This window comes from Xenorhabdus sp. PB62.4 (assembly GCF_014467285.1).
GTDB lineage: Bacteria > Pseudomonadota > Gammaproteobacteria > Enterobacterales > Enterobacteriaceae > Xenorhabdus.
Genome location: NZ_NKHR01000027.1, coordinates 1 through 16,160, shown reverse-complemented (window position 1 = coordinate 16,160; position 16,160 = coordinate 1). Strand labels below are relative to the sequence as shown.

Here is a 16,160-nt window from a genome sequence, read left to right as displayed (position 1 = left end):
CTGAATTTCATCATTGAATAAACAGCCATAAACCAGAAAAATTAGGCTCTGAAGATCAACTAGCACCAATTGTTTGAAATTAAATCTGCAAATATTTTTAAGCAACGTAAAATATAATTAACATTCCATAAAATATGCAGCATTAATAATTATAACTATCATTTCTTCCCATATAATTCCTTGGGGTTATTTTATAAGTAATACTGACTTCCTATAGATACTTATAATTCGACAATATGCAGTTTCAGACCTGTTTCGCGTAATTGTTTCTGTTCTGACATAGGTAACTGCCCATCACATACTATGTCATTCAGATCTGACAATGGACAGACCCGGAACATGCCGTATTTACCGTATTTGCTACTATCAGAAATTAATATTTTTCTACGCGCAATTTCCAACAACATCTGTTTTACAAAAACTTTCTCCTCATGGGGAGTCGAGATCCCATGCTCAAGATCCCATGAACTAGTACTGATAAATGCAATATCCACATTCAAGGTACGCAATACCATAGCGGCAGTATTTCCGACGCAGGAATAATTGCGTTTATCTACCTGCCCTCCTGTGTGGAACAAGTTAAGTTGAGGTTTATTCATCAAATAATGAGTAATCGAAAAATCATTCGTAACAATTGTCAAATTGAAACGTTCTGCTAATATCTGAGCAATTTCGAACGTTGTCGTTCCAGCATCCAAATACACCACCTGTCCATCCTTTACCAATGAGGCAGCATATTTACCAAGCGCTCGCTTGTAACGATGATTAATGAGCGCTTTTTCATTCCAGGGTAATTCTTGTCGCAAGGCGTCGTTTAGCTGAACACCTCCTGTGATACTAATAACTTTCCCTTCATCTTCCAAGATGCGAATATCTCGTCTCACAGTCATATGAGAAACGTTCAATAACTCAACTAATTCACTAATAGAAACCGTCCGATGTTCATGTAAGTGACGGTAAATAAAATTTCTGCGCTCTGGGGGGCTCATTAGCTCTCCTACTACATTACCGCACGAATATTATTTGGCTTTTCTCAACCATCCAAGCCCTTCTTCTGTATGTCCTACCGGATAATATTCACATCCAATCCACCCTTGATATCCCATTTCATCCAATTGTCTAAATAACCAGAAATAATTGACCTCACCTCTATCTGGTTCGTGCCGTTCCGGCACTGAGGCAATTTGAATATGGCTGAATTTTCCCCATAACCGCTCTATAGTCCGTAGTAAATTCCCTTCCATAATTTGGCAATGATAAAGATCCAGTTGGATAAATACATTTTTACGATCTATAACCTTTAACAGTGCTTCAGCTTGATTTTGTGTTGTCAAAAAATAACTTGGCATATCTCGGGTATTGATCGGTTCAATTAAAATATTGATGCCATATTCAGCCATCACATCCGCAGCATACTGAATATTAGTGATATAGCATACACTTTGCTGATCTTGCGTAAATTTTTCATCCCATTTTCCAGCCATTGCGTGAATTTGTTTACAATCTAATGCCAAAGCATATTCCAGAGCCTTATCTACTCCTTCTGCAAAAGCTTTTTCACGACCTGGTAAACAAGCTATTCCTCTATCGCCTGAACTCCATTCTCCTGCCGGCATATTAAATAGCACTTGTGTAAGTTGATATTTTTTCAATAAGGCTGCGAGTTCCGTAGCTGATTCTTCATAAGGAAATAAGTATTCAATACCTTTGAAGCCAGCGTTTGCTGCCAATAAAAAACGCTCAATAAATGGAACCTCATTGAACATCGTGCTCAAATTTGCGGCGAATCTAGTCATAACTGGTTCTTAATAATTATTGCTCTGAGGTAATATATTGAAGCTTTTCTACATTAAATATTAATTAATTTCGCCACCCTTAGTGAGAAAGGCATAATTACAGACAAATATTCATTCCGCTAATATTACACTAATCCCTTTCCTATCCATGAAAAACCTTTTGTGCATCCAGAAAGAAATCCTTCCCACCAAAATTGCCTGATTTCAACGCTAACCAACAATCTGTATGTAAGTCATGTACCCAAGGAACCCCTGGTGAAATAGGAATCCCGATACTTACTTGCTTAATTCCCAAACTCCGTACAACTTGAGCGGAAGTTTCTCCGCCAGCAACAATAAAAGTATTGAACCCCTGATTCCTCAATTTCATAACAACTTCAGCAAAAACCTGTTCAATCGCATTACTGGTTTCTGTAGCTCCATATTGCTGCTGAATCAAACCTAACATTTCAGGAAATTGTGTAGCATATAAAATTGGTGCTAAGCCATCCGTTGGTTGTTGCATGACCCAATCTGCCAACAAACTGGAATAGTTGGAATTGTTGATACACTCCTCCACATTCAATGCCATAGCAGGAGCTGTTTTTTTATATTCAAGAACCTGACGGTTTGTCGTGGTAGAACAACTGCCAGAAAGAATAACTGACTTTCTACCTTTAGCTGGCAGGGTATACCCGATTATAGAAGCTGCCAGATTTTGCCCTGAATGATAGCTGGCAAGTGCTGCCCCTAAACCTGAACCACCAGTTACAAAAATCATGTCTGATGTAGCTTGAGCAATAAGCAACAAATCCTCCATCATCATGGCATCAATAACTGCATAGCGAATACCACCTTGGCGCAATAGCTCCAAGTGACGACGAATAGCCAATTTTCCTTGACGGACACAATCAAGATTAATCAATCCCGATCTACCTTTTGATTGCTGTTCTATCAACCGCAACAAATTAGCATCTCTCATTGGTGTAACAGGATGATGCTCCATTCCACTTTCATTCAATAATTGTCCATTAACAAACAAATGCCCGTGTACTACAGTCCGTCCATTAATTGGGAGAGCTGGGCAAATCAGACTGATATCAACTTGCAGTTCATCCATTAAAGCATCTATGACGGGACCGATGTTTCCTTCAGATGTAGAATCGAAAGTAGAACAGTATTTGAAAAATAATTGTCGACAGCCAGCTTTGTTCCAGAGCCACCGACAAGATTCCAATGATTGTTTAACCGCTTCATCAACAGAGCAAGAGCGAGTTTTCAGACTAATTACGATAGCATCTACATCATATGGTACGAATGTATTTTCATCTGGAACCCCTAACAACTGTACGATCCGCCACCCATTTTGTACCATAAAGCTGGCAATATCCGTTGCTCCAGTGAAATCATCCGCAATTACTCCCAATTTGATGACCATCATTTTCCCTACGGTAATGTTATTCCTTTGAATGTTTTAATCACTGCACTGTCATCCCACTGTCCTAGCCCCTCATTGCTGGCAGCTAAAAACATTTGATGTGCCGTTGCTGCCATCGGTAGAGGAAATTTCATCGTCCTTCCAGCTTCAAGCACAATTCCTAAGTCTTTAACAAAAATATCGACAGAAGATTTAGGCGTATAATCTCCTGACAAGATATGGGGAACACGGTTTTCAAACATCCATGAATTTCCCGCCGCATGAGTTACGACGTCATACATTAAATCCAATGGAATATCTGCTTTGGCGGCAAGCGCCATACTTTCCGCCGCAACGGCAATATGAACGCCTGCCAATAACTGATGAATCATTTTAACGGTTGAACCCTGACCGATTTCACTACCAATGTAATAAAGACGTTCTGAAATCACATCAAAAATCGGTTTGAGTTGCTCAAACAATTCAGAGGGGCCTGAGGCCATAACTGTTAATTGTCCTTTAGTAGCCTTCTGCGGCCCTCCTGAAACTGGTGCATCAAGCATCTTAATATGGTATTCGTGCAAACGATTTGCAAAACCCCGTGCCTGTTCAGCGGATACAGTACTATGTAGGACAACAGTTGTACCCGCTTTAAGTTGACTGACTAACGGTTTTTCGCCACCAAACAAAATGTGCTCAATTTGTACACTGTTAACCACGACCAATAAAAGGATATCCAGCTCCTGTCCCCATTGAGCAGCACTATCAGCAACTCCCATTGCACCTATCTGTTTGAACTGCCCACAAGCTTTTACATTTAGATCAAAACCATAGGTTGGAATACCTGCTCTTACTAAGGACTGTGCGATACCCATTCCCATCGCTCCCAATCCTATAACCCCTATTTTTTGTATTGAATTATTCATGAGGTTCCCTGGTGTTGTGTGACAATTTGTTACCTTTTTAATCTTCACATAGTTACATTCACAAAAAAACGATGAATATCACATTAAAAATTTATCTTCCGCAGGAAAGAAATCAATTTAACAATTTGAATTAACTAATTATTTTTCAAAACAATTGAAAAAATTATTTCACATATCAGTGTTAATAACATAAGAAAAATTACTTATACTCCAATCGTCCATTCCTACCCAAAATAAGATAAATTTGAAATATTGTGCTACTGTAATAATTAAATCTGTCATTCATCTTTATTTCATAACATTTCTACTACTTTATTCCTGTAAACGTACCTAACTAAGTGTTTTATCTGGTCAAGCAGATCAAACCTCAACAAAGGGGAGTGTTACGATGGGCTTTTTTGATCAAATCGCTAATATGCTGAGTGGTGGTAAAAACCAGCAGCTTCAGCATATGATGGACTGGGTTGAAGGTCAGGGAGGAATAAGTGGGTTAATTGATAAGTTTTCCCAACAAGGTCTGGATGGGACGATTCACTCATGGATTGGTTCCGGCGAAAATGCACCCATCCATGCCGATCAACTTTCTTCTATTTTTGGTTCTTCTACAATTCAACAGTTGGCAGATAAAATCGGGATAGATCCCAATGAAGCCTCTTCTTTACTCTCCCAACATTTGCCAAATCTCATTGATAAAGTCACCCCAAACGGTGAAGTGCCGGAAAACCTGGATTTGAAATCGGCTGGCATGAATTTATTGAAAAACAAACTCCTTGGGAAATAATCTCTTAAGCCCGCCACATTACATCCTCTGTGGCGGGCATTTTCAACTTATCTCTTAATTTTAAAGATAATCATTCACTGAAGCACGCAGGCGTTTTGCGGCTTCTACCATGTTCGCCAATGATTGTCTGGTTTCTGTCCAACCACGGGTTTTCAAACCACAATCCGGGTTTACCCACAAGCGTTCAACAGGGATACGGTCAGCCGCTTTACGCAGTAATGCTTCAATCCATTCAACACTTGGCACGTTTGGTGAGTGAATGTCATATACACCAGGCCCAATTTCATTCGGATATGAGAAATCTTCGAATGAATCCAACAACTCCATATCTGAGCGAGAAGTTTCAATGGTGATCACGTCCGCATCCAGTGCGGCAATAGACGGCATGATGTCATTGAACTCGCAGTAACACATATGAGTGTGGATTTGGGTGTCATCTTCCGCAACTGCTGCACTCAGCTTGAAGGCATCCACCGCCCATTCCAAATATGCCTGCCATTCTTCTCTGCGCAGTGGCAACCCTTCACGCAATGCAGGCTCATCAATCTGAATGATACCAATGCCTGCTTTTTGTAAATCATCAACTTCATCACGCAGAGCCAGCGCTATCTGTTTAGCGATAGTTTCCCGGCTGACATCTTCCCTTGGGAATGACCAACAGAGAATTGTCACCGGCCCTGTTAACATCCCTTTCACAGGTTTATCAGTCAAGGATTGTGCATAAGTCGCCCAATCTACAGTAATGGCTTCCGGGCGGCTGATATCGCCGATAATCACTGGTGGTTTTACGCAACGGGAACCGTAGCTTTGCACCCAACCATTTTGCGTGAAGACATAACCATCAAAGTGTTCACCGAAATATTCCACCATGTCGTTACGTTCAGCTTCCCCATGCACCAGCACATCCAGCCCCAAACGTTCCTGTTCTTGAATCGCCTGCTTAATATGTTCACTGATATTGGTGCGGTAATGTGTACTATCCACCCGGCCCTTTTTGAAATCGAGACGTAAGCCACGAATTTCCGTTGTCTGCGGGAATGAACCGATGGTTGTTGTTGGCCACAGCGGTAAGTTATAACGTTGACGCTGAAGCTTGGCACGTTCAGGGTATGCCTGATAGCGCTCACTATCTTGCGGCTTGATCGCAGCGATACGCTCAGTAACCGCTGGATTATTTACCCTTGTGGAGCTACGGCGGGCACGAATTGGTGCGCTATAAGCATCCAGTTCAGATTGCTTACTGCCTTCTGGTGCATTCAATGCTTGTGACAACAAAGAAAGCTCCGTACATTTCTGCAATGCAAAGGCAAACCAGCTCTTCACTTCTTCGTCTAACCCTGTTTCATCATTCAGGTCAATCGGGCTATGCAGCAATGAACAGGAAGTACCAATCCACACATTTCTCTTACTGACCAATGGTGCAACAAGTTGATATTTCTCACTCAAATCCGCGCGCCAAACATTGCGGCCATTAATGACACCTAATGAAAGCAACCAATTATCCGGCAGTGATTTATCCAAACTATCAAGAGAATCCTGTCCTGCCACTAAATCAACATGCAGCCCCTGCACTGGCAGTGATTTGATTGTCTCCAGGTTATGACCGATGCTATCGAAATAGGTCGTCAGCAGTAATTTCACCTGCCCTTCAAGAGCCTGATAAGCCGTTGGGAATGCCGAGAGCCATTCTTCTGGCAGTTCCAGCACTAACGCTGGTTCATCAATCTGTACCCATTCAATGCCACGTTTTGCCAGTTCTGCCAGCACTTGTTGGTATATCGGCAGGATATCTGCCAGTAAAGATAAGCGATCAAAAGCCTTGCCCTTCACTTTACCAAGCCATAAATAAGTCACCGGTCCCAACAGGATAGGTTTTATTTTATGTCCCAACGCCAGAGCTTCATCCACTTCATCCAGCAACTGGTTCCAGCCTAGTTTGAATTCCTGCCCTTCCTGAAATTCAGGCACGATATAGTGATAATTTGTGTTGAACCATTTGGTCATTTCCGAAGCTGCTACTGGTGTGCCTGTCGGTGCCCGACCACGAGCAATACGGAACAAGGTATCCAGATCAATATTTCCACCTTCGTTTCGATGACGTGGTGGGACATTGCCCAATAACAAGCTAGTGGTCAATACTTGGTCATACCAGGCAAAATCACCAACGGGGACTAAATCAACGCCCGCTTCTTTTTGTTGTTGCCAATGACGGGCGCGTAATTCACGGCCGGTCTCCAGCAATTCCTGTTGGGAAATCTTACCTGCCCAATAACTTTCTTGCGCCTTTTTCAGCTCTCTTTTCAAGCCAATACGTGGAAAACCTAATGTATGATTCAAAACCGTCATGTTATCACCCGTGAAATTTTTAGCCGTCTAGATGTTTACACTTCTATAATCAACATGTAGTGTATAAACCACAAGCGCAATTTATTCATTATCAACTTGAAGGTTTTTCATGATCGAAATAAAACATCTCAAAACACTACAAGCACTGAACCATTGTGGATCGTTGGCGGCGGCTGCAAATTATCTTCATCAAACGCAGTCTGCCCTTTCCCATCAATTCAGTGAATTAGAGCACCGACTGGGATTTAAGCTATTCATTCGTAAAAGCCAGCCCCTGCGGTTAACGCCTCAGGGAGAAGTATTATTAAGGCTGGCAGAACAAGTATTACCCTTGATTACAGCTTCCCTGCGTGAATGTAATGAACCAGAAGAGACAAATCTACGCATTGCCATTGAATGCCATAGTTGTATTCAATGGTTGACACCCGCACTTAAGCGTTTTCGTGAAAGCTGGCCACAAGTTAACGTGGATTTTGAATCCGGTGTGACGTTTGATCCTCAGCCTGCTCTGCAAAAGAGAGAATTGGATATCGTTCTGACATCAGACATTATTGCGGACAGTAATCTGCACTACACTCCACTGTTTGATTATGAAGTAAAACTGGTGATTGCGCCGGATCATCCTCTGGCAAATAAACGAGATATCCATCCGCAAGATCTTGCTTCTGAGCTCCTATTGATTTATCCCGTTCAGCGGCAACGGTTTGATATCTGGCGGCGTTTTCTCGAACCTGCGGATGTCACTCCGACATTGAAAGCTGTTGATAATACGCTATTGCTGATCCAAATGGTGGCAGCCCGTTTGGGTATTGCTGCATTACCACATTGGGCAGTGGAAACATTCGAAAGGCAGGGGTTGGTTGTGACCCAAACGTTAGGGAAAGGGTTATGGAGCAGATTGTACGCTGCCAACCGGGAAGGAGAACAGCGTCAACCTGCCATTGATACGTTTATTCGTTCTGCCCGCCAACACGCGGTGGACAATTTGCCTTTTGTGAAGCAGGTTTCAGTATCCAGCGGTGATGCACCCAAAGTGAAGCAACAATCAGGCTGCCTCCAATGGTAAAACTCAGCCAATCAGGATGCTGCTGCCAAATTGCAAAATTGACCAACAACCCGGCCGGAACCAGCATATTGTTCATAATTGCCAGTGTTCCGGCATCCACTTGGGTTGCGCCATAGTTCCACATGAAGTAACCAATGCCTGATGCACCGATTCCCAGCCAAATCAGGACACCCCACTGTATCTGAGTTGTCGGTAATTTTTGCGGATCACCAAACATCAGCCAGCCGATAATGGCAACAACACAAGCGCCCAGATAGAACCATGAAAACGCCACTCTCTGTGGTATTGGATGGACTTCCATCAAACGCTTATACCCAACCTGCCCCATCGCAAAGAAAATATTCGCCAATTGCACCAGTACCAAACCAATCCAAAAAGATTCACTCAATCGGTCATAACGAATAATCGCTGCGCCAGCCACAGCCAGCAAAGAACTCAGCGCATACCCCCAACGCAGCCGCTGGCGTCCCATCAAATCATAAATCAATGTGACATAAAGCGGCGTCATGATGGTAAACAGCAAAAACTCTGCAACACTCAGGTAGTGATAGGCATGAAACACAAATAAGTACATCACACCAAGCTGACAAGCACCAACGGCCATATACAGTGAAATAACTTTCAATGATAGACCACGCCAGCGCAAAAATGGCAAAAACACCATTGCCGCCAGCACTACCCTGACAAGAACTGAAAACCAGCTATCAACCTGACCAGCGAGATAGACACCGATCAGGCTAAATGAAGCGGCCCACAAAAAAGTTGTGATTGTTAACAGCCACATAATTTATTGGTCTTTACCTACTTTTATTGATCATTCCCCACTAAAAGCGCTTCGAGCAAATCCAGATCATGCAGCAGCGATTGTAGTGTTTCATTACTAATCTTACGGGTTGCACGCAAATGGTACAGTTCTCCTCGCTCAGCCCTTAATGCCGTTAAGCGGAAACGACGCTCCAGCTCTTCAACCATCAAATTGTGTTCGATTTCATCCGTACCCGCAGTACGACGCCGCAAATAACCGATAACCCGGGAAGCGATTTCACTAATGTCTTCTGCATCCAGTTTTTCTTCTGTGCTGGCAGATAAACGTTCTTCCATCTTATTCATACTGACAATCGCAACTTCAGCCATTGCTGCTTTTGCCATTCTGATTTCATTGAGATCCGCCAATTTATCACCCACTTTCATGCCACGAAGCAGCAAAGGTAAAGCGATAACCCCCATAAACAGGGAGAGCAGAATCACACCCGCTGAAATGAAAATCAACTGATAACGAGCCGGGAACGGATCACCATCCGGTAAAAAGAGAGGAATAGACAACGCACCCGCCAGTGTAATTGCACCACGAACACCAGCAAACGAAGCCAACCACAATTCACGGGTTGTGTAAGAAGCAAACTCCAGCGGTTTCTTCTTCATTAATACCCTGCTGCTATTTTTCATCAGCCACAACCAAGCGAACCGCAGTAATACCAACGCTACGTAAATGATACCTACGGCAGAGAACAGCATCCACGTTTCAACTTGCGGATCAAGTTCAGCCTGAGCGACAGAAGTTTCCCAAATACCCGGTAATTGCAGCCCCAGCATGATGAATACAAGGCCATTGAAGACGAAGGCCAGCATTCCCCATACGTTATCAGCACGCAGACGCATATCCAGTGGTGCATTACGGATCACCCCTGCTTTACTGATCGTCATACCAGCAGCTACTGCTGCCAGAATACCGGATACACCGATATGTTCAGCAATCATGTAGGAAGCGAATGGCAACAACATCATGAACATGATTTGAGTTGCAGGATCATCGCCACTCCAGCGACTCATCAGTCGGAGAGATTTACTGTATATCAATGTGACCGCAATACCAGAAGCCAATCCACCAAGCGCAACTAAGAAAAACTTCATTGTTGCACCAGTGACGGTAAAGGCCATCGTTCCCATGGCAATTGCCACAGCAAATTTCAGAGCCACCAGACCAGAAGCATCATTCATCAATGCTTCGCCTTCCAGTATGCTCATCATGTTCTTAGGAATGCGCCCTTTTCCAACAATTGATGATAATGCAACCGCATCAGTAGGTGATAACACTGCCGCCAGTGCAAAAGCAGCAATAAGTGAGATACTCGGCAGTAACCAGTGAATTAAATAGCCAATACCGGCAACTGTCAATAATACCAATACTAAAACTAAAATAACAATTTCACGTCCATGCTGGAAAAACTCTCTGGTCGGTGTTTTCCAACCATCAACAAACAACAAAGGAGGGATAAGTAAAACGAGGAATAATTCTGGATCGAAAGTAACGTGTAAACCAAAATGAGGCCAGGCGAGCAGTGCTCCCATTGCTATTTGCACTATAGGCAAGGGGACACGGAACGGAATCATTTTAGTAAGAACACCAGAAACTGACACCACCAAAATCAAAATCAAGATAGTAAAGAATATTTCCATGTTACCCTTACAAATTGCCAAAAATCCGTCGGTGAAAAGATTGTGACTGTTTTTTACTTTTAATAACAGCGCTAATAAGCATAATTATTGCAGTTATTCAAGAAAATCAAAAAACAATCACATTATGAATCAATGACCAACAAGTCATTTGTTCATTTTATACTTATCGGCAAGAGTTTGGTGAAAAATTAGTACATTTTGAAATGTGCTCGGTAGTGAAGAAGCGCCCTTCAAGCTCCCAGGAGAACTCTCAATTATTTTATTGGTATTTCAACTTATTTTGAAAATTCGACAATAAACTTCCGTGCAGATGTCTCCATCTCTTCCTGAGTTTCTGGAACAGATTCACCATTATTTCTTTTTAAATTCAATAAGAGTTATGTATTTTTAACACAATGAAAATTAATGAGTAACAATAGATAGTTTAATAAAGTAAGTTTAATTCCATACCTGAAATTTATTTAACAAAAAAGCAACAACCACTTTTTAAATTAAAATATACAAAACAATCAAAAAACGCTAATAACTAACAGACCCAGTTTAATTAAAAACAACCCGGTACTATATCAGCATTTAATTTTTGTTTTATCAGTTGTCACAGGAATATAAAAAGGGAGCTATAAAATGCACTATCCCGAAAATATGAAATTGCCTTATTTGAAGCCCCAAATAGCCATTATTTTCAATATCAAATTAATCTAATGGAGAAAAATAATAGTGTTTTTGTGCTAAGGATAAGCGTTTTATTCCTAATCACTCAGAAACCTCACGTAAAGCATGTCGGTCAGGTTTATTCAAAGCCACTACAACCATGAAAGAAAATTATTGACTGAATATTAATAATTGTTGAGGAAAAGTAACATGATATTTGAAACGATAAAAATAAAAGCCTGCCTTAAAGTGTTTACTTTGATTGTACTCTCAAGCTTATTAAGTGCCTGCCTTCATCATGTCCCCACGAAGCAGGCTAATCGTCATTTGGATACCTATGCAGAAATACGCCGTACCAGTTTAGGAGTTCCGCATATTAAAGCAAAAAATTGGGTTGGATTGGGTTATGGCTATGGTTATGTTCAGACACAAGACAATCTTTGTACTATGGCAGATTCCTTTCTGACTTACCGTGGTGAACGTTCCCTATATCTTGGGGGACAAGCCACACTGGTTTATGAGGGATTGACGGATAGAGTGAAAAATTTGGATTCTGATTTTTATCACCGCCATCTTCTTTCAGAAGATATGCTGGAGCGCATGATTCAGGCCCAACCTGAAAAAATCAAACAGCTTGTTGCCGGTTTCACTGCCGGTTATAACCGATACCTTCACGAATTACCTCTCCACCCGACTGCTCATCAGGCTTGTCGTAATAAGGACTGGATTCAGCCAATCAGTGAGCAGGATATTTATCGACGCATGTATGCCATCGGTTTTGCGAAGGGGTATACCCGTATGTTGACCAATATTGTTAACGCCCAACCTCCTGCCGCATTACCAACTACGGATATTTCAGATTCAGAATCCACCATGTCGATAGCTTCATTTCATTTGGACAGCTTAGTGAGTAAAGGCATCGGCAGTAATATCTATGGATTTGGAACACAAGCCACCCATTCAGACTCCCCGCTGTTATTTGGTAACCCGCATTGGTATTGGTTTAGCCCAGATCGTTTCTATCAGGCTCAGCTCACAATCCCCGGAGAAATCAATGTCAGTGGCGTGGCGTTTTTAGGTATCCCCCTCATCCAAATTGGCTTTAACGAGAATATTGCGTGGAGCCACACCGTCTCGACAGCGGCTCGCATGGGTTTTTACGAACTCAGTTTGGCGCCTGATGATCCATTAAGTTACCTGCGTGATGGCAAGATAATAAAAATGCAAGCCAATACCATCACAGTTCAGGTTAAGCAAGATTCTGGCACGTTGACCCCTGTTACTCGTACTTTGTATAAGTCAGAATACGGCCCGCTGGTGAATATTCCCCCATTACGTTGGGATACAAAAAAAGCATTTGCGATCCGCGATATCAATCAAGAAAATTTTCGTTTATGGCGGAACTGGCTGCGCTGGGGACAAACCCGTTCTCTTGAAGAATTCGTTGCCATTCAACAGCAAGAAGCTTCTATGCCTTGGGTGAATACCGTAGCCGTTGGTCGTGACAGCGATAAAGCCTGGTATGCAGATATAGGAGTTGTGCCCAATGTTTCCCCGGAGCAGGAGAAAATCTGTACCACTGAATCACGCCAAGCCTTGGCTAATCAATTATCGCCTGCTATCCCATTTTTTGACGGTTCGCGCAGCTTCTGCGATTGGCAAAGTGATCCTGATTCAGCTCAGGCAGGTGCCATAGGCCCGGCACGGATGCCCAGTTTGATGCGCACTGATTATGTCGCCAATATGAACGACAGTTATTGGCTTACCAATCCCCAATCACCATTGACTGGCTACCCTGTTATCTTTGGCCCTGATAGTAATGAACCTGTCAGTATGCGTACACGTTTAGGCCATATCATGATACAAGAACATTTGAAAGGCCGGGATCAATATCCGGGGAAATACATCAACCATGACGTACTCCAGAAAATGGTATTGGACAGCCGTGTCCTGACCGCTGAACTGTTCAAATCCGAACTGTTAGAGAGAGTTTGCCATTCACCGTTGATCGATGTAAAACATGATGCTTTGAATGACACAACCTATTCCTCACCACAACGCGTTGATGTCGCTCAAGCCTGCCGTATCCTGAAGGCTTGGGATAATAGTGGTAATCTCACCGCGCGGGGTGCTCATATCTGGGATGGTATTTGGAATCGGCTATTGAATTTACCGGATCATGTTTTGTTTGCCATTCCCTTTAACAAAAATGACCCATTAAATACGCCGCGTAAATTACATGCTGATATAACTGAAACGCTCCGACAAGCTCTGGGAGCCACCGTGCTGGATCTAAATCACCGTGGATTAGCACTGAATGCTCAACGGGGTGACTATTTATATTTATCACGAGAAAAGCATCGTATTCCTTTATATGGTGGCTGTAGTGAAATCGGCTATTTCACTATCGCCTGTATAAAAAATACCGGTGGAGAAAAGACCAAGATTTTTGGCAATAGTTACTTACAACTTATTAGCTTCCCACATAATAAAGTGGAGGCTTATACTTTATTATTAACCTCATTGTCAGATGATCCTGCATCCCCTCACTATAGCGATGCCACTCGCTCGTATAAGGCGAAGCAATGGTTGCGCCTGCCATTTAAAGAATCAGAGATTATCGCAGATCCAAATTATCAACGTTTGATTTTGGCAGATTAAAAAGGTATTTCGTGACAGAGTCTTTGAAGAAACATGTCGTTGTGATTGAAAGGGATGAGGTATCTCCGCCTCATCCCTTTCGCAGTTAGGCTAAATAACCCCAGTTCATAGAACCAACTAGATAGCCCAGTTTCCGGCATAAAATATCACTAATATGATGGTAAGAATAACCGTGCCAATATTCAGTTTACGCCATTCACCAGAAAAAAGACGCCCGACAACCAGCACACTAAAGCCCAGCATAATTCCTGTCACAATATTGCAAGTCAGCACGATAAACACCGCACACAACAAGCCTGACATCGCATCAATAGAGTCATCAAAGTTCAGCTTCCGCACATTACTCAGCATCAGTAACCCGACATACATCAAAGCAGGAGCTGTCGCATAGGCAGGAACCAAATACGATAATGGAGACAGGAATAAAATCAGCAGGAACAAAATACCCACAACGGAAGCAGTTAAACCCGTTTTCCCGCCTGCCGCCGTTCCCGCAGCAGATTCGATATAAACTGAGGCAGGAGAGGAACCAACTACACCGGCGAAGATGCTGCTGACAGAATCAGCGGTCAATGCCTTACCGCCACTGATAATCTGGCCGCCCTTGTCCAATAAATTCGCCTGCCCGGCGACAGCCCGGATCGTTCCTGTCGCATCAAATATCGCAGTCATTATCAACGCCAGAACGCTCGGTAACACCACAGGCTGTAAGGCGCCCATTATATCCATACTAAACATCAGGGATAAACCATCTTCCCCCAACGTAGGAAATTTAAAAAAACCTTGATATTTCACGGCAGGATCAAAAATCAAGCCGATAATTGAAATTGCAATAATCATCAGCAAAATACCACCGGGAACTTTTTTTCGTTCCAGAGCAATAATACCCGCTAACCCCAATAACGTCATCAACACAGGAAAAGCCGTCAATGATCCAAACGCAACGGGTAAACCTTCATGTGGATTCTTAATTACCAGCCCAACCCCATTTGCTGCAATCAACAACAGAAATAGCCCGATACCAATACCTGCTCCATGCGCAATTCCCATCGGTATATTGCGCAAAATCCATGCACGTATCCCTGTCACTGAAATGATCGTAAACAAACATCCCATCAGGAAAACAGCTCCCAGCGCCACAGGAACACTCACCTGTTGGCCTAATACCAAGCTGAACGCAGTAAATGCAGTCAACGAAATTGCACAGCCAACCGCCATCGGCAAATTAACCCACAACCCCATCAATAATGAACCAAAGCCCGTCACCAAACAGACAGAAATAAATACGGCAGTATGGGGAAATCCGGCTTGTCCAAGCATACCCGGTACTACAATAACGGAATACACCATCGCCAAAAATGTTGTTAATCCAGCGAGAATTTCCTGACGTACCGTCGATCCGCGTTCAGTAATTTTAAAATACTTATCGAGTTTGCATTGAGTTGGTGCCTGCGTACCAGACATGTTTTTCCCCTGCTTTTTGTTGACTATTTCATTTCGCTAAAAATTTATCACCATTTCTCTCTACCTTGCCTTACGGAACGCCAACGAAAACGATTACGTCACTGGATAAAAAAATCCGTGCTGTACTCATCGGTTCAGCCATTCGTTTACGCAATCGTTTGGCTTTTAAGGCAAAAAAATAGTGAGAAAATTTGAGGCGAATGATTATCCAGTGAATCGGGGATAAGAATCAAGCGATAATCATAAATTTTGTGGTGGAACTTCTGTTTGTTTGTACAGTTTTTTTATTTATCTAATTCGAGATTAGGTATTTTTATTGACAGAAGAAATAGGTGTCAAAAAGACCATCCATTTATCAATCTAACAACTTATGTATTTGTATAAATTTTTTACCCAGTCACTTTTTACCTTGAGTGACTGATTTTCAATGCAATCAGGGTGAGATCTCATATATTTAGTAAGGTTATTTAGGTTAAATAAAGACCAGAATATAACTTCTTATAGCTCTTTCTCTCATTAAAACGATAAGATCACGCTATTCCATAAAAATAGCGATCGTAATAATGAGTATTTTTAACTTTATCAGTAAGATCGATGACCCGCGTTCTGATATCAA

Annotated in this window: 11 protein-coding genes; 3 read left to right on the top strand and 8 right to left on the bottom strand. The window is 42.4% G+C overall.

The window, feature by feature from the left end:
• Positions 1–221 precede the first annotated feature (221 nt).
• From Xenpb_RS16575 to ltnD, 4 genes are all read right to left on the bottom strand, one after another.
• Positions 222–989, bottom strand: a complete 768-nt coding sequence (locus Xenpb_RS16575) for a DeoR/GlpR family DNA-binding transcription regulator (RefSeq protein WP_187655333.1) — start codon at positions 987–989, stop codon at positions 222–224.
• Positions 990–1,019: 30 nt separating this feature from the next.
• Complete coding sequence (otnI, locus tag Xenpb_RS16570; protein ID WP_187655332.1) at positions 1,020–1,796, bottom strand: 2-oxo-tetronate isomerase; 777 nt, start codon at positions 1,794–1,796, stop codon at positions 1,020–1,022.
• A gap of 142 nt (positions 1,797–1,938) precedes the next feature.
• Positions 1,939–3,213 (bottom strand): 3-oxo-tetronate kinase, encoded by a 1,275-nt coding sequence (otnK, locus tag Xenpb_RS16565; protein WP_187655353.1) that lies wholly within the window; start codon positions 3,211–3,213, stop codon positions 1,939–1,941.
• An 8-nt stretch (positions 3,214–3,221) separates the two neighbouring features.
• The gene (gene ltnD / locus Xenpb_RS16560) at positions 3,222–4,118 is read right to left on the bottom strand and encodes an L-threonate dehydrogenase (RefSeq protein WP_187655331.1); all 897 of its coding nucleotides are present in this window, start codon (positions 4,116–4,118) and stop codon (positions 3,222–3,224) included.
• Between the two features lie 388 nt (positions 4,119–4,506).
• Here ltnD and Xenpb_RS16555 point away from each other — a divergent pair, with 388 nt between their 5' ends.
• Entirely contained in the window at positions 4,507–4,899 is a 393-nt protein-coding gene (locus Xenpb_RS16555; protein WP_187655330.1) for a YidB family protein, read from the top strand.
• Positions 4,900–4,959: 60 nt separating this feature from the next.
• Here Xenpb_RS16555 and metE read toward each other — a convergent pair whose 3' ends face one another.
• Entirely contained in the window at positions 4,960–7,245 is a 2,286-nt protein-coding gene (metE, locus tag Xenpb_RS16550) for a 5-methyltetrahydropteroyltriglutamate--homocysteine S-methyltransferase (protein ID WP_187655329.1), read from the bottom strand.
• Between the two features lie 109 nt (positions 7,246–7,354).
• Between metE and metR the strand changes: the two genes are divergently transcribed.
• Entirely contained in the window at positions 7,355–8,311 is a 957-nt protein-coding gene (metR, locus tag Xenpb_RS16545; RefSeq protein WP_187655328.1) for an HTH-type transcriptional regulator MetR, read from the top strand.
• Here the strand turns inward: metR and Xenpb_RS16540 are convergent.
• Both Xenpb_RS16540 and Xenpb_RS16535 read right to left on the bottom strand, forming a co-directional pair.
• Positions 8,196–9,095 (bottom strand): carboxylate/amino acid/amine transporter, encoded by a 900-nt coding sequence (locus Xenpb_RS16540; RefSeq protein WP_187655327.1) that lies wholly within the window; start codon positions 9,093–9,095, stop codon positions 8,196–8,198. The two genes, metR and Xenpb_RS16540, sit on opposite strands and share 116 nt — an antisense overlap.
• Before the next feature lie 23 nt (positions 9,096–9,118).
• On the bottom strand, positions 9,119–10,768 hold the full coding sequence (locus Xenpb_RS16535; protein WP_187655326.1) for a Na+/H+ antiporter: 1,650 nt from the start codon (positions 10,766–10,768) through the stop codon (positions 9,119–9,121).
• 861 nt (positions 10,769–11,629) lie between these two features.
• On the opposite strand from Xenpb_RS16535, the gene Xenpb_RS16530 reads away from it, so the two are divergent.
• On the top strand, positions 11,630–14,080 hold the full coding sequence (locus Xenpb_RS16530; RefSeq protein ID WP_187655325.1) for a penicillin acylase family protein: 2,451 nt from the start codon (positions 11,630–11,632) through the stop codon (positions 14,078–14,080).
• Positions 14,081–14,197: 117 nt separating this feature from the next.
• On the opposite strand, the gene Xenpb_RS16525 is transcribed toward Xenpb_RS16530, so the two are convergent.
• The gene (locus tag Xenpb_RS16525) at positions 14,198–15,544 is read right to left on the bottom strand and encodes an NCS2 family permease (RefSeq protein ID WP_187655324.1); all 1,347 of its coding nucleotides are present in this window, start codon (positions 15,542–15,544) and stop codon (positions 14,198–14,200) included.
• Between the last annotated feature and the right edge of the window lie 616 nt (positions 15,545–16,160).